Source organism: Chryseobacterium sp. D764 (genome assembly GCF_019317325.1).
Lineage (GTDB): Bacteria > Bacteroidota > Bacteroidia > Flavobacteriales > Weeksellaceae > Chryseobacterium.
On record NZ_CP079219.1, the window covers coordinates 1,100,565 to 1,116,043 of the forward strand.

General features: G+C 35.4%; 18 protein-coding genes. 8 read left to right on the forward strand and 10 right to left on the reverse strand.

Features of this window, described 5'->3' with window-relative positions; all coding sequences use genetic code 11:
• The 3 genes from atpE to KYG33_RS04930 are packed head-to-tail and all read right to left on the reverse strand — an operon-like array spanning position 1 to position 1,771.
• On the reverse strand, positions 1–195 hold the full coding sequence (gene atpE / locus KYG33_RS04920) for an ATP synthase F0 subunit C (protein ID WP_002979108.1): 195 nt from the start codon (positions 193–195) through the stop codon (positions 1–3).
• Positions 196–242: 47 nt separating this feature from the next.
• On the reverse strand, positions 243–1,340 hold the full coding sequence (atpB, locus tag KYG33_RS04925) for a F0F1 ATP synthase subunit A (RefSeq protein WP_077416949.1): 1,098 nt from the start codon (positions 1,338–1,340) through the stop codon (positions 243–245).
• Positions 1,341–1,399: 59 nt separating this feature from the next.
• Positions 1,400–1,771 (reverse strand): hypothetical protein, encoded by a 372-nt coding sequence (locus KYG33_RS04930; protein WP_180563864.1) that lies wholly within the window; start codon positions 1,769–1,771, stop codon positions 1,400–1,402.
• A 156-nt stretch (positions 1,772–1,927) separates the two neighbouring features.
• Here KYG33_RS04930 and ffh point away from each other — a divergent pair, with 156 nt between their 5' ends.
• Positions 1,928–3,286 carry a signal recognition particle protein gene (gene ffh / locus KYG33_RS04935; RefSeq protein WP_077416947.1) on the forward strand — a complete coding sequence of 453 codons (1,359 nt, stop codon included), beginning with the start codon at positions 1,928–1,930 and terminating at the stop codon, positions 3,284–3,286.
• Positions 3,287–3,354: 68 nt separating this feature from the next.
• Here the strand turns inward: ffh and KYG33_RS04940 are convergent, their stop codons facing one another.
• From KYG33_RS04940 to KYG33_RS04965, 6 genes are all read right to left on the reverse strand, one after another.
• Positions 3,355–4,017: a porin family protein gene (locus KYG33_RS04940; protein WP_077416945.1), complete on the reverse strand. Its 663-nt coding sequence runs from the start codon at positions 4,015–4,017 to the stop codon at positions 3,355–3,357.
• A 72-nt stretch (positions 4,018–4,089) separates the two neighbouring features.
• A complete protein-coding gene (locus tag KYG33_RS04945) occupies positions 4,090–4,752 on the reverse strand; it encodes an outer membrane beta-barrel protein (protein ID WP_219072784.1) in 663 nt (220 codons plus the stop codon).
• Positions 4,753–4,824: 72 nt separating this feature from the next.
• The gene (locus KYG33_RS04950) at positions 4,825–5,481 is read right to left on the reverse strand and encodes an outer membrane beta-barrel protein (RefSeq protein ID WP_077416940.1); all 657 of its coding nucleotides are present in this window, start codon (positions 5,479–5,481) and stop codon (positions 4,825–4,827) included.
• A gap of 458 nt (positions 5,482–5,939) precedes the next feature.
• Positions 5,940–6,437: a hypothetical protein gene (locus tag KYG33_RS04955; RefSeq protein ID WP_047385284.1), complete on the reverse strand. Its 498-nt coding sequence runs from the start codon at positions 6,435–6,437 to the stop codon at positions 5,940–5,942.
• 132 nt (positions 6,438–6,569) lie between these two features.
• Complete coding sequence (locus KYG33_RS04960) at positions 6,570–7,232, reverse strand: porin family protein (RefSeq protein WP_077416938.1); 663 nt, start codon at positions 7,230–7,232, stop codon at positions 6,570–6,572.
• A gap of 119 nt (positions 7,233–7,351) precedes the next feature.
• Entirely contained in the window at positions 7,352–8,311 is a 960-nt protein-coding gene (locus KYG33_RS04965) for a PhoH family protein (RefSeq protein ID WP_077416937.1), read from the reverse strand.
• Between the two features lie 133 nt (positions 8,312–8,444).
• Here KYG33_RS04965 and KYG33_RS04970 point away from each other — a divergent pair, with 133 nt between their 5' ends.
• From KYG33_RS04970 to rplI, 7 genes are all read left to right on the forward strand, one after another.
• Positions 8,445–9,272: an S-adenosyl-l-methionine hydroxide adenosyltransferase family protein gene (locus KYG33_RS04970; protein ID WP_077416935.1), complete on the forward strand. Its 828-nt coding sequence runs from the start codon at positions 8,445–8,447 to the stop codon at positions 9,270–9,272.
• A gap of 63 nt (positions 9,273–9,335) precedes the next feature.
• Positions 9,336–10,643: a dihydrolipoamide acetyltransferase family protein gene (locus tag KYG33_RS04975; protein WP_180563867.1), complete on the forward strand. Its 1,308-nt coding sequence runs from the start codon at positions 9,336–9,338 to the stop codon at positions 10,641–10,643.
• 262 nt (positions 10,644–10,905) lie between these two features.
• Positions 10,906–11,529 carry a hypothetical protein gene (locus KYG33_RS04980; RefSeq protein ID WP_219072785.1) on the forward strand — a complete coding sequence of 208 codons (624 nt, stop codon included), beginning with the start codon at positions 10,906–10,908 and terminating at the stop codon, positions 11,527–11,529.
• Between the two features lie 42 nt (positions 11,530–11,571).
• The gene (locus KYG33_RS04985; RefSeq protein WP_219072786.1) at positions 11,572–12,924 is read left to right on the forward strand and encodes a chloride channel protein; all 1,353 of its coding nucleotides are present in this window, start codon (positions 11,572–11,574) and stop codon (positions 12,922–12,924) included.
• A gap of 195 nt (positions 12,925–13,119) precedes the next feature.
• The gene (gene rpsF / locus KYG33_RS04990; protein ID WP_077416927.1) at positions 13,120–13,461 is read left to right on the forward strand and encodes a 30S ribosomal protein S6; all 342 of its coding nucleotides are present in this window, start codon (positions 13,120–13,122) and stop codon (positions 13,459–13,461) included.
• A 33-nt stretch (positions 13,462–13,494) separates the two neighbouring features.
• Entirely contained in the window at positions 13,495–13,797 is a 303-nt protein-coding gene (gene rpsR / locus KYG33_RS04995; RefSeq protein ID WP_034706728.1) for a 30S ribosomal protein S18, read from the forward strand.
• A gap of 111 nt (positions 13,798–13,908) precedes the next feature.
• Positions 13,909–14,412 carry a 50S ribosomal protein L9 gene (gene rplI / locus KYG33_RS05000; RefSeq protein ID WP_077416925.1) on the forward strand — a complete coding sequence of 168 codons (504 nt, stop codon included), beginning with the start codon at positions 13,909–13,911 and terminating at the stop codon, positions 14,410–14,412.
• Positions 14,413–14,591: 179 nt separating this feature from the next.
• Here the strand turns inward: rplI and KYG33_RS05005 are convergent, their stop codons facing one another.
• Positions 14,592–15,395 (reverse strand): helix-turn-helix domain-containing protein, encoded by an 804-nt coding sequence (locus KYG33_RS05005; protein ID WP_077416923.1) that lies wholly within the window; start codon positions 15,393–15,395, stop codon positions 14,592–14,594.
• Positions 15,396–15,479 lie beyond the last annotated feature (84 nt).

Consider the following 15,479-nt stretch of genomic DNA (forward strand, 5'->3'; position numbering starts at 1 on the left):
TTAGTTTACTGCGAATAGAGCAGCAAACGCAACACCTTCTACAAGTGCAGCTGCGATAAGCATAGCTGTTTGGATTTTTCCAGATTGCTCAGGTTGTCTAGCGATAGCTTCAAGAGCAGCAGCTCCGATTTTACCAAGACCGATACCTACACCTAGTACTACGATACCAGCACCTACAATTTTAGGGATTTCCATAATATATAATTTTAAAAAATTTGTTTTACTTTAATTTATAATTTCAATTAGTGAGCTGCATGATGTTCATGCTCGTGCTCTTGTACTGCCATTCCAATAAACAGAGCTGATAACATTGTAAAGATATAAGCCTGTAGGAATGCTACCAATACCTCTAGTAAATAAATTACCAATGTAAGGAAAGGGAATGCAACACCTGCGATAAAATTCTTAAATACATAGATCAATCCGATCAAACTCATTACTACGATGTGACCTGCAGTCATGTTTGCAAAAAGTCGGATCATCAAAGCGAATGGTTTAGTGATTGTTCCTAATAGTTCGATAGGAAGCATGATCAGCTTCATTGGAACTGGTACTCCCGGCATCCAGAAGATGTGTTTCCAGTAATCTTTGTTAGCTGAGAATGTTGTAATCAAATAAGTAAGGATTGCAAGGAAAAATGTCATTGTAATATTACCTGTAACATTAATTCCGAAAGGCATTAATCCTAAAACGTTAAGAAAAAGAATAAAGAAGAATACCGTTAATAAATAACCCATAAATCTCTTATACTTATGTCCGATGTTTGGAATAGCAACTTCATCTCTTACGAAAATAATTAATGGCTCTAAAAATCTTGCAGCACCGGTAGGAACCACTGATTTTTTATAAGACTTAGCCATACCACCGAACAACACTAACATAAAGATTGATACTAATAAAATGATCAGTACACTTTTTGTAATTGAAAGATCTAATGGTTTTACGTTAGTTGGGTGACCGTGATCATCAAGAGTTATAGTTCCAGCTGCATCAGTCTTATAGATTTTCTCATGGTGCAATACATAAAAAGAACCGTCTACTTCAGTAGGCTCTCCATGCATAAACCCTTCTTTATTACTCATGAAAGAGTGAAAACCATTATCATATACAATAACAGGAAGAGGGAAACCGATGTGGTGACCGTCTTTATCAACCATCAATGTGAAATCATGTGCATCCAACAAGTGATGATCGATGAACTCTTTGTTTTCTTTGCTTACTTTGTCTTTCTCTGAAAGCTCTTGAGCAGGAGCTGCCCCGGCAGTAGCCTCACCGTGCTGTGCAGACACTAAGTTTAATACAAAAATACTGTAGAATAAAACTGCGAATTTCTTAAACATTGATAGGTTTTTTTCGTTGTGCAAAAATATGATATTTTTTCTAGTTTCAATAAATTATTTTACTGTTTTTTATCATGATTAATCAGCTTGATCGCATAGTATGTAAGCAGTGCTGTCAGGACAAAATAAGGGATGATAAAATGGAATTTATAGCCTGGAATCACTTCAAAGTTCAGTTTTTTTCTGATTAAGTACATCAAACCAAATTTTAAAAGAATCAAACCAATGACAGACAATCCTAAAAATTCCGGTGCTACTCTATTGATTAAGATAATAAGAGTAATCATCATCATAAACATGACGCTCAAGAAAACATAAAACTTAATGATCACAATTTCATCCAGGTGAAAAACAAATTTCCAAAGAGAAAAATGCACCAGGAACGTCAGAAAGAATAAAATGACAACAAGAATATTGGGATTGATTTTCATTCTAAATTTTAATAGACCGCAAAAATAGACTTTTTCTATCGTATTATGATAAGATTTGATATATATCATTTTTTCTTATCTATATAATATTATGTCCCGACACTTTAGATATGCTAAAAATTCCTTATTTTTGCAAACCTATAATTTACAATAAATATGTTTAATAGTTTACAGGATAAATTAGACAAGGCATTACATAATATTTCCGGTAGAGGAAAAATTACTGAAATCAATGTAGCGGAAACCGTAAAGGAGATCCGTAGAGCATTGGTAGATGCCGACGTTAACTATAAAGTTGCAAAAGATCTTACTAAAAGAGTTCAGGATAAAGCATTAGGAGAGAACGTTCTTACTTCCCTTACGCCTGGACAGCTGATGACGAAAATCGTCCATGATGAATTGGTAGACCTTATGGGAGGTTCTCAGGAGGGAATCAATCTTTCAGGAAAACCATCTGTAATTCTTATTGCAGGTCTTCAGGGTTCTGGTAAGACTACATTCTCAGGAAAGCTTGCTAATTATTTACAAACAAAAAGAAATAAAAAACCTTTATTGGTGGCATGTGACGTTTACCGTCCTGCTGCGATTGACCAGCTAAAAGTTTTAGGTGGACAAATCGGGGTTCCAGTTTTCACAGAAGAAGGTTCTACAAATCCTTCTACGATTGCTGAAAACGCAATTAATTTTGCAAAATCAAACGGTCATGATGTTGTGATCGTGGATACGGCAGGTCGTTTGGCAATTGATGAACAGATGATGAACGAGATTAAGTCAGTTCATTACTTCATTAAACCAGATGAAACACTATTCGTTGTTGACTCAATGACAGGTCAGGATGCTGTGAATACGGCAAAAGCATTCAACGATGCTTTGAATTTTGACGGAGTTGTTTTAACTAAATTAGATGGTGACACCCGTGGTGGAGCTGCTTTGACGATTCGTTCTGTTGTTGAAAAACCAATCAAATTCATTTCTACAGGAGAAAAAATGGAAGCTTTAGACCTTTTCTACCCGGAAAGGATGGCAGACAGAATCCTGGGAATGGGAGACGTTGTTTCCTTGGTAGAAAGAGCTCAGGAGCAGTTTGACGAAGAAGAAGCTAAAAAACTTCACAAAAAAATCGCTAAAAACGAGTTTGGTTTTGATGATTTCCTAAAACAGATCAATCAGATCAAGAAGATGGGTAACATGAAGGACTTAATGGGCATGATTCCTGGTGTTGGAAAAGCGATCAAAGATGTAGAAATCAGTGATGATGCATTCAAGCACATTGAAGCGATTATCTACTCTATGACTCCTGAGGAAAGAAGAAGACCTTCTATCATCAATACTCAGAGAAAAGGAAGAATTGCTAAAGGTGCTGGAAGAAAAATCGAAGATGTAAATCAACTGATGAAACAATTCGACCAAATGGGTAAAATGATGAAGATGATGCAGGGCCCTCAAGGAAAGCAGATGATGCAGATGATGAGCAAGATGCCAAATATGCCGGGAATGGGCGGAATGGGAAAATAACAAGACAAAATCATTCATAAAAAAACTCTCAGAATTTCTGAGAGTTTTTATTTTATCTGAATATGGGTTTATTTAAATTTATACCCTAGCCCCAGCTGGAAGAAATTCATTTTTAATGTTTCACCATCTACAGGGTTCTTGATCATATTGGTAAGACCAAAGCTATAGCGTGCATCTACAAATAATCCTTTATGGATGTTGTAATCAGCTCCTAAGAAAATACCAAAATCTGTGGATTTCAATGTATCATTCAGATACCTTTCTACATAACGCTCTCCTTCTCGGATTCCTGAAGGATCTACCATTCCTGCATTCGGACCGCTCATCTCAAATTTCACCTTGTTATTGGTCTTAAAACTCACATACGGACCTGCATAAATACCTAGTTCCGGAGTTACATAATATCTTGCAGACACAGGAATTACAATTCTGTTAAGGTTCATCTTTTCAGTTACTGTAATACCTGGCAATGAAACTTCTGCTTTTCCTCCAAGATTAGCATATTCAAGCTCTCCCTGAATAGCAAATTTGTTATTGAATTTGTGTTCAACCAAACCTCCAACATAAAATCCGGATTTAGATTTCATGCCGCCTTCAATTCCACCAAATTCAAAATCACCTTCATTAGTATTCAATTTTGATAAAGCATATCCTGCTTTTAACCCGAATGTGGTTTGCGCATTTAAACCTGCAAATAAAGCGATTGCAGACGCTAATAAGATTTTTTTCATGATTATTAAATAGTTTTATAGTAAAGAAGTCCTAAGATAGCAATCTCAGGACTAATTCATCTATTTTATTTATTATTTTGCAAATACATATTTAACTCCAAAAGTCACGGAAGTTAAACTGATCCCAAATTTGTAGTCATCAGCTCTTTTGGCACCGTCAATATCTCTTTTGTAAGTATTGTACCCGAACTCTCCTATTGTTGCTTCAATTGACCAGTTCTTCGTTATGAAATAATCCAGACCCGGCTTAATATTCACTCCAATGTTAGTATAGTTATTTTTTTGCATAAACGGAGCGGAAAGTATAGGATCTCCACCATTACCATCACTGTTAAAATCCAACTCTTCCTTGCCAAACTCCAATGGAACCTGCAATTGTCCGAAAATGTATAATTTATCAGATAAAGTCCAGTATTTTCTTATGAATGGAGCTACCACAAATGCGTTATCCGTATTTTTTATTTCAACCGGATTACTGAATTCACTTGCATTTACTTTGTATTTGGTAACAGCACTTTTGTATCCTACTCCTAGTCCCACCGCTAAATTTGTATTAACGAAATAACCTGCTGTAGGAAGAATCCTGATTACATTGTCCTTTCTGTTCCCACCAAATTCATTGGTTTCCTTGTGATAAAACCCTACCTGTCCTGAAAGATAAGCAGTTCCTTTAGCAATCTGTGCGTTTGATAAACCAAAAAGCGCAACAGCGCCCATCAATACGATTTTTTTCATGATTATTATATTAGTTTTATAAAAAAAAGCCCTAAGAATTTCTCAGGGCTTTCTTGCTATATGCTTTGTTTATTATTTTGCAAATACATATTTAACTCCGAAAGTTACAGAAGATAAATTCAATCCGAAGTTATAGTTGTTTGTAGCATCACCATCTTTTGGCTTGTAGTTGCTATAACCGAACTCACCGATAGTAGCTTCGATAGACCAGTTCTTGTTTAAGAAATAATCTAAACCTGGCTTCACAGTAACACCGATTTTAGTGTATTTAGCTTCAGTAGAAGTAGAGTTTGTAACAACTGAATTTCCAGAAGTAGCTACAGAGTTAGTTTCAGTTTCAGTTTTTCCAAACTGCATTGGCACTGCTAATTGTCCGAAGAAATATAACTTGTCAGATAAAGTCCAGTATTTTCTTACGAATGGAGCAACAACAAAAGCTGGAGTTTTAACGATGCTTTCGTTTACAATTGTAGTGTTTCCTAAAGTTGCTGTATTAGTTACAGTGTTCTTTTCAGTTTGGTAACCAATTCCTAATCCAACTGCTAAGTTAGTGTTTACGAAATATCCAACTGTAGGTAATACGTTGAAGTTTTCTTTTTTAATGTTTCCGTTGTTAGATTCTTCTTGAGAATAACCAACAGATCCTGATAAATATGTAGTTCCTTTAGCAATTTGAGCGTTTGATAAACCAAAAAGTGCAACAGCACCCGCTAATAATATTTTTTTCATTTTAAAAAATTTTAATACTTTCTGAGGGCAAATTTACAGTGGTCCTCATTAATATTAAAATTTGTTAATGTGATTAATATCATTGTTAAATTTTAGAGTATTGTAAAAATAAATCATAGTTAAGAGAAGTTATTGAGTTTTTCACAATATTATGAATAAAAAAACTCCATTTTACTAACGAGAGGTGAATATGTTTACTTTTTTAAATTTTCGTTTTTTTTCTAAAACCCCATGAATTCTGGAAAAATGCCAAAATAAGTTAACCTAAAATATTAACTTTTAAGTTATTAACTCTTAAAAATTAAACATTTGTTTATAATATGAAGTTGTTTTTATCTTTCCTAATCGCTGTAGGGCCATTATTTCAAAAATTTCTGATAAAAGGTCTGTAAGTCTGCTTATATTATATCAAAAAAACTCCGGCCTTCGGCCGGAGTTTTTAATATGCAATTGCTTTCTTATTTCAAAAAGAAATTATAACCAATGTTAACAGCTCCTACATTCCAGCTATCTCTGTACCAACCATAGTCACGTCTGTTACTGATTGACTGATATCCGATGTACAACTCTCCTTTAGACATTTGATATCCAAATTTAGGCTGTGCATAGAAACCACCATCCACTCCATCTTTTGTAGAGATACCATATCCCAGGTCTAATCCTACAAAGATAGGAGCTCCAGAGAATCTGTATTTACCGGAAACAGCTACAGGAATAAATCCGAAATCATCAAAGTGATCTTTTCCGAAGAAATGAGAATATCCTGTTGTTACCCCAAGGTCAAGACCTTTAGCAATATTCCACATATAAGCAGCATCCACTCCTAATGTAAATGAAGATACATCACTTGCATCAGACACAGGAACCCCAATATGTCCACCAATTTTAAAACCTTCCTGCGCTTGAGCAGCACCTCCTAAAAGTGCAAAAGCACCTAGTAATAATAGTTTTTTCATTTTTTTAGTAGCTTTGAATTATTCTGCAAAAGTACTAATTATTTTCATCATAAGGATACAACCGCTCTACAACGAGAAAAGCAGAACAATTTTTGTCCTGCTTTTTATTATTTCTAAATAAGATTTTCAGAATTAGTTTCCTCCGAATTTGAAACCTACACCCACCTGAGCAAAGCTGTTCTTTACAGTACCTCCACTATTATCGTTAGATAGGTTGGATACACCTAAGCTGTATCTTGCATCAAAGAAAAGTCCGTTCTCCAGCATATATTCAACTCCTAAGAAAGGAGCAAGGTTTAAAGATTTGATATCTTTTTTAATATCCACATCACCAGTATCTCCTTCCACTTCTACATCAAGGAAATCTGAGCCAATTACAGTTTTTTGTTTAGCCGTAAGAATAATTCCTACGTTAACACCTGCTGCTACAGAAAAACCTTCAGTAATAAAGTATTTTGCAGAAACAGGCACCAAAAGAGTTCCAAAAGTAATCTTAGTTGACTCCCCAAAATACATTCCTCCAGCATTTACTCCGTCAATTTTTTCTTTAGCTCCAAGTGGTGAGTATAAAACCTCTCCCTGAACAGCAAAGTTATCATTGAATTTGTACTCAGCCATTCCACCGATATAGAAAGTATATTTAGGAGACATTTTTCTTCCGTCAAGATCATCTTGCTTATCATCTAGTTTAATAGTTGACATTGCGAAACCAGCTTTAGGACCAAATCGAAATTCCTGAGCGTTTGCAGAAATTCCCATAACAGCGACTGCTGCAACAAGTAAAAGTTTTTTCATGTTTAATTAGTTTTTACATTCAAGGTCTGCAAAACTAATTATTTTTTTCAAATTAACAAATTTTAACTAACCAATTTAAGGTTAATAAAAGGTTAACGGAAACTTTCACCTATTCTTAACTAGTCGTTTCTTAGTCTTTTGTCCTCATCATTATAAGCAAGAATAATCTTTCTTACCACCGGATGTCTTACCACATCCTCTTCTGTAAGATGCACAAACCCGATCTCCTTCACTCCGTTTAAAATCCTCATAGCTTCTTTCAGCCCGGACTGCTGGTTTTTCGGAAGGTCAATCTGGCTCGGATCTCCTGTGATAATGAATTTAGCATTCATACCCATTCTGGTAAGGAACATTTTCATCTGTGCATGAGTTGTATTCTGCGCTTCATCAAGAATCACAAAAGCATCATCAAGGGTACGTCCTCTCATGAAAGCCAAAGGAGCTACTTCAATTACTTTTTTCTCCATAAAACCTTCCAGTTTCTCATGGGGAATCATATCACGAAGTGCATCGTACAAAGGCTGCAAATATGGATCCAGCTTCTCTTTAAGGTCACCGGGAAGGAATCCCAGACTTTCTCCCGCTTCTACAGCCGGTCTTGTCAGAATGATTCTTTTCACTTCTTTATCTCTTAAAGCTCTTGCGGCCAATGCTACACTGGTATATGTTTTTCCAGTTCCAGCAGGACCAATGGCGAAGACCATATCCTTTTTCTCCGTCTCCTTTACCAATTTTTTAAGATTGGTTGTTTTAGCCTTAATAACTTTTCCATTGACTCCTTTTACGATAATATCCTGATCAAAAACCAGTTGTTTCTCATTTTCGTCTTTAATATTTAGTATATTTTCAACGTCTTTCAGGCCTATTGAGTTGTTTTTGGAGATAAAACTGACAATATCATTCAGTTTTTGTTTCAGTATATCTAAAGCTTCCTTATTTCCCATGGCAAAGATGACATGATCTCTTCCTGTAATTTTAATGGTTGGAAAGCTTGATTTTATTAAGTTGAAATATTGGTTATTAACTCCATAGAAGATTTTCGCATCGATATCTTCCAAATCATATGTTAATTCAAACATGCAGTATTTTTATTTTTAGATTTTAAAATTAAAGCTTTTTTTCAAATTTATATCAAATTCTTTTCAACAATCTTTCGGGCTTTCTTTTTATTTTAAATAACTTTGCAATACTACATTATTCTAGAAATTGCTCATGTCAATTATTACCCTTACTTCGGATTTCGGAAATTTAGATTACAGAGTTGCCGCTGTGAAAGGCAAAATTCTGTCTCTAAACCCTGAGGTTAATATTATTGATATAACCCACGATATCCAGGCATTCAACCTTATACAGACTTCGTATATTGTAAGAAATGCTTATAAATATTTTCCTAAAGGAAGCATTCACATCATTTCCGTAGACAGTTTTCACAACAGATCAAGAAAGAATATCATTTACAAAGCCGATGGATCTTACTTTTTAGCGGCAGATAACGGTCTTTTAAGCCTTATCTTTTTTGATATTAAACCGGAAGCAATCTATGAACTTACGCTGAACAACCGTTTTGATGACATCATCAACTTTACTTCTACAGATATTTTTGTTCCTGCAGCGGTACATCTTGCCAATGGCGGACTCCCTGAAGTAATAGGGCGAAAAATAAGTACAGCCAAACAACTGATGTTCCCAAGAGCAGTTTATAATGAATCGGAAGGCATGATTATCGGCGAAGTAACTTATATTGATAATTTCGGAAATATAATCTCAAATATCAACAAAGACTTTTTTGAAAATATCAGCAAAGGCTACGATAGTTTTACCATAAAATTCAGAAATTTAAGCCTTTCAAGGATATTTTCCAGCCATACGGAGGTTGTTTCAGACTGGGAAAGGGAAACAGAATTCCATGGGCAGTCTGCTGCTATTTTCAATGATAGTCAATTATTGGAGCTTACCATCTATAAAGGAAGTAAGAAAAACGGTGCTAAAAGCCTGTTTGGATTGAATGTGGGCGAAAATATTTATATTGAATTCAGCTAAGATTATATATTTCATAAAAAAACCGATTTTTTTTATATATTTGTCAAAATCTAAAAATCAAAAATGGCAGAATACAAATTATTGCTTCCTTCCATGGGAGAAGGTGTTATGGAAGCGACAATTATCACTTGGTTATTCAATGAAGGTGATAACGTAAAGGAGGATGACTCCGTAGTAGAAATTGCAACAGATAAAGTAGATTCAGATGTTCCGACACCAGTTTCGGGGAAAATCGTAAAAATTTTAAAGCAAAAAGATGAAGTTGCAAAAGTAGGTGAAGCCATTGCTATTTTAGAAATTGAAGGAGAAGGCGCAGCTTCAGAAGAAGTAAAAACTGAAACTCCGGCGGCTACTCCGGATGCTGACACTTTAAAAGCGATTGAAGAGCCTTTACAAACAACAGCTGCTTCAAACGTAGAATTCTCAGGAGATCTTTATTTATCTCCACTTGTAAAATCTATTGCACAACAGGAAAATATTTCTGAAACTGAACTGAAATCTATCAAAGGAAGCGGTTTGGAAGGAAGAATTACAAAAGAAGATATATTAGCATATGTTGCTAACAGAGGAAACCAGCCGGTTCAGCAGGCGGCTCCTGTACAGGCAGCATCCACTCCGAAACCAACAGTATCTGCTCCGGCAGCTACAATCTCGGTAAGCGCAGGTGATGAGATCATTCCTATGGACAGAATGAGAAAGATCATCGCTGAAAACATGGTAAAAGCAAAACAAATTGCTCCACACGTTACTTCTTTCATCGAAACAGACGTTACTAACGTTGTGAAATGGAGAAATAAAAATAAAGCAGTATTTGAAAAGCGCGAAGGTGAGAAATTGACTTTCATGCCGATTTTCGTAAAAGCTGTAGTAAAAGCAATTCAGGATTTCCCAATGATCAATGTTTCTATCAATGGTGAAAACATCATCAAAAAGAAAAACATCAACATCGGTATGGCTACTGCCCTTCCGGACGGAAACCTTATTGTTCCTGTAATTAAAAATGCTGATCAGTTATCACTTTCAGGTCTTGCAAAAGCAATCAACGATCTGGCTTACAGAGCAAGAAACAAGAAATTAAGACCTGAAGACACTCAGGGTGCAACCTATACTATTTCTAACGTAGGAAGTTTCGGAAACCTTATGGGAACCCCTATCATTCCTCAGCCTCAGGTAGCTATTTTAGCAATCGGAGCTATCGTTAAGAAGCCTGCAGTTCTTGAAACAGCTGATGGTGATGTAATTGCTATCAGAAACTTAATGTTCATGTCTCACTCTTATGACCACAGAGTGGTAGACGGTTCTTTAGGAGGAATGATGCTGAAGCATGTTCACGACTATCTTGAAAACTGGGATCTGAACACAGAAATATAAGTAAATATACAATCAGCAATAAAGTAATTTTTGCCGGTTTTAAATACAAACCTCCGTTTTTCGGAGGTTTTTTTGTTTTTGTTAACCAAAACTCAATGAAATATCAAAAGATCAAACAACATAAAATAACAATTACAAATATTTAAATAAAAGGCATTTAATTTATTAAATCAATAACAAATTAAACACAATTCTATCTACAATAACTTTTTTGGAAGTTAGATTTATTAGCGTTATTTTTAAACTTAAATAATATTCAACAATGGATCTGGATTACAGAAAGTATGACATGACTAAATTTTCTGATTTCACCGAACAGGATGAAAATCTCATTGCTGAAGTCTACGATCAGCTTTCTGCGGTCTATGAAATTTCTGTAATTGATCTTAAAGAGTCTCCCTATGAACAATTCAGTTCTCATGATCTCTATCCCATATTCATCCCTCAAATCTGTTATTTTGTAAAAGACAGAACGACAGGTGATTCTTTCTATCTTTTTATCGTCAGCAAAGTTGGAATGACATCCAAAGGAGGCCGGTTAGGTCGTAAATTTGACACTATTCAACTTTGGGGACTCAAAAAACTGGAGAAAGATTTTGGGTATATCTCCATCAATAAAAAGAAATTAATGGATAAGATTGCAGGAATATTCAGCAGTTTTACTATCAATTTTAAAGATCATGAATTTAAAGATTTCTATGTTTTAGGAAGTGATCAATTTAAAACCATGAATTTTCTAACTCCAAAAAGAAAAGCAGCTATAAAAACTTTTCCGAATGAAAATTTCAAACTTGAAGTGAAAAACAATATTTTAAGCTTTGGTTTACCGGAAATACTTACAATTGGAAACGCTGAAATCATCTCAAAATTTTTAAACCACATATAATTTTCAAAATTTTACCGTAATTTCATCCCTCAAAACAGACAAATGCTGAAAATTTTCATCCTGATACGGAAATCCATCAAAAATTCCTTTGACAATATCCGGAACGAACAGCTGAAGTACAATCTGCTTCAGGCTATTCCTTTTTGGATAGGATCTGTTATTACAGGTTTTTTTGCCGTCATGTATGCACAGATATTTGCCTGGGGTGAACATCTTATGAATTTTATCTTTGACTGGCATGCATGGATGATTTTCATCATCGCTCCCATAGGATTTGTACTTTCCTGGTGGCTGGTGAAAGAATTTGCGCCCAATGCCAAAGGAAGCGGTATTCCACAGGTCATGGCTGCGGTAGAACTCGCCAATCCGAAAGAACACCGCAAGATCAGAAGCCTTCTGAGTATTAAGATTATATTTTTCAAAATCCTGTCTTCAGTCATTCTGGTCATCGGAGGAGGTGCGGTAGGACGTGAAGGACCTACTATTCAGATTGCAGGCTCTGTTTTCAGAAAAGTCAACGAATATCTTCCCGAATGGTGGCCGAAAATTTCCAAGAAAAACATGATTATGACAGGAGCCGCAGCCGGGCTTGCAGCAGCTTTCAACACTCCGTTGGGAGGTATTGTTTTCGCTGTGGAAGAACTGTCAAAAACCCATATCAATTACTTCAAAACAGCTTTGTTTACTGCAGTAATTATTGCCGGTCTTACAGCACAAACACTTGCTGGTTCTTATTTATATCTGGGATATCCGAAGACCAATGATGTTTCTTTAATGGTTATGTTTCCCATTGTACTTGTTGCTGCTGTTGCGGGTATTCTAGCCAGTCAGCTTTCTGTTGCGATGCTTAAAATCAACAGTTGGAAAAAAAACAAACTGAAAACCGATAAGGCCAATGTTATATTTCTGATCATTTGTGCTTTGATTATTGCCTCAATCGCTTATTTCATCAACAGGGAAATTCTGGGCTCCGGGAAAGAAATTATGGAGCGTGTTCTTTTTACGAAGGACAAGCATGAAGACTGGTATGTTCCGGTTCTAAGAATGCTTGGCCCTGCCCTTTCTTTTACTTCCGGTGGTGCAGGAGGAATTTTCGCCCCTGCTCTCACAGCGGGAGCAAGTATAGGCTCTGTTATTTCAGGCGCCATTCATTTAACACCCAACGAAACCAATGTTGTTGTTCTGGCCGGAATGGTAGCTTTTCTCACGGGAATTACCAGGGCTCCGTTTACTTCAGCAATTATTGTTTTGGAAATGACAGACAGACATTCATTGATTTTCCACCTGATGCTGGCAGGAATGGTTTCTTCCATTGCTTCTATTTTAGTAAGCAGACATTCGCTGTATGATGTATTGAAGGTCAATTTTCTGACAGAGTTAAGACAAAAAGATTAGTCAGAAATTGTCCGTTGAAAGTTGATCGTTTGGAAAAGTATTGTATTGAAAATAGCTTTCCATTAAGAATATCCCCAATATTAAACTTGAAACTATAAACCATCAACACGCAACTATTTCATGAATCCTCTTGCATATAAGAAATATATTCTCTACTTTTGCACCTCGAAATAATTAACAAATTCATTTAACATTATGAACAATTACGAAACTGTTTTCATTTTAACTCCCGTTCTATCTGAGTCACAGGTAGAGGAAGCAGTGAACAAGTATGTAGATCTTATCAAAGAAAAGAACTGCGAAATCGTTGCTAGAGAAAACTGGGGATTAAAAAAATTAGCTTATCCTATCCAATTGAAAAAGAACGGGTTCTATACTCTAATCGAATTCAAAGGAGAAGGTAGTGTAGTAGCTGATCTAGAATTAGCATTTAAGCGTGACGAAAGAGTAATCCGTTACCTTACTACGAAACTTGACAAACATGCTGTTGAGTATGCTGTAACTAGAAGAACTAAAGTAAAAGCAGCTAAAGCTTAATTATTAACCCTATTTTTTAAAAAAAGACAAGACATGGCAATAGATGAAATGGCTAAACAAGCCTCAGCTGGAGGAGAATCAGAAGTAAAATTCCTTACTCCGCTTGATATCAATACAAAATCTGAAAAGAAATATTGTAGATTCAAAAAATACGGAATTAAGCACGTTGACTACAAAGATGCTGATTTCTTATTACAATTTGTAAACGAGCAGGGTAAAATCTTACCAAGAAGATACACTGGAACTTCTTTAAAATACCAAAGAAAAGTTTCTGCTGCTATCAAAAGAGCAAGACACCTTTCTTTACTACCTTACGTAGCTGACTTATTGAAATAAGACAAAAAAATAAATAAAAGAAGAGAGCAGTCTCTTCTTTTGTTGCTGAATAAATAATTAATTCTAACTTGATTTTAGAACACTCTAAAATCTTTAAAAAGGACAACAACAATGGATATTATCCTAAAACAAGACGTAGAAAACTTAGGACTTGAGTTTGATACAGTAAGCGTAAAGCCAGGTTATGCTAGAAACTTCTTACTTCCTCAAGGAATTGCTCTTTTGGCTACACCTAAAAACAAAGCTGCTTTAGAAGCTACATTAGAAGCTAGAAAAGAAGAAGAAGCTAAATTAATCGCTGCTGCTAACGCTGTAGTAGATCAATTAAAGAAAACTTCTATCACTATCCCTGCAAAAGTAGGTTCTGGTGACAAATTATTCGGATCTATCAACAATGCAGATCTTTCTGCAGCTCTTGCTAAAGCTGGAGTTTCTGTAGAGAAGAAATATATCAAAATTCCAGGGAACACTATTAAGAGAACTGGTAAAGTAACGGCAAACATCAGATTACACAGAAACGTTGAGTACAATTTCGAATTCGATATCGTATCTGACGCTCCAGTTGTAGCTGCTCCTGCTGCTAAAAAAGAAGAAGTTAAATCTGAAGAAGCTTAATTTTAAGCAACTGAGATTTTCTCGCAATATCAACCACTTCAATTATTTGAAGTGGTTTTTTTATTGAATTACCCCATCTTCTTGCGTTGCAAAAATCCACCTCTCCAGAGAATAGAATTTCCTCCCGATAAATCTCATAACAAAAAAGCTATTACTACTCTATCAAACACTTCCACTCACTACTTATCCCCTCTCAGTTTCTGCTGATATTCCGTAGGAGCAATACCGATTACTTTTTTGAAAATATTACTGAAAGACGACAGGCTATTGTATCCTACCATCATTGCTATTTCGTACATATTGTATTTTCCTTCCAGCATTAGTTCAAGGGAACGGGTAATTCGTAATGCCCGTAGAAAACGGACGTAATTCATGCCTAGAATCTCTTTAAATTTCCTCGAAAGGGTTCTGGTACTCATTCCGAATTCTTTGGCCGTAGATTCTATAGTAAGGGGTTTTTCAAGGTTCGCATGAATATATCTTGCAATCTTTAATAGTGTTTCATCCTTAGGAAAGGGATGCTGTATGGGAAATGCAAGGTGTCTGTGCTTTTTCTCGTGTAAAACTCCTTTAAGGGCTTTGAGAAAAAAATATTTAGAATGATCATTTTTTGTGATTTTCCCATCCCATTCTTTAGTATATAAAATCATCTCCCGAAGTAGATTATTAACAGAGTAAATATTAATTTCATCAAAAAAGCCATTTTCGCTTTCTTCCTTCTTAAAATAAAAATTATATAAATCAACTTTCGGACTGGTAGAAAAAATGTAGTGTGGTGTTCCGGCAGGAATCCACATAAAGCACCTTGCAGGAAGATACCAATGCTTCTGATCTGTAAAAACATGCACAATACCTCCTTCTGCATATACTAATTGTGCAGAGCTGTGATAATGAATCTCTGTTGTTACATTACCTGTAAGGACATGATAGATGTAAAATTCGGCATCATCCTCTTCTACGGCTTTAAAATGACTGTCATTCATGAAATAAAGATAAGAAGATTTTTCAAATTGGCGTAAATGAGCAAATCTTTTTCTGTTTTCACAAATCAGGTCCTACTCTTGTCG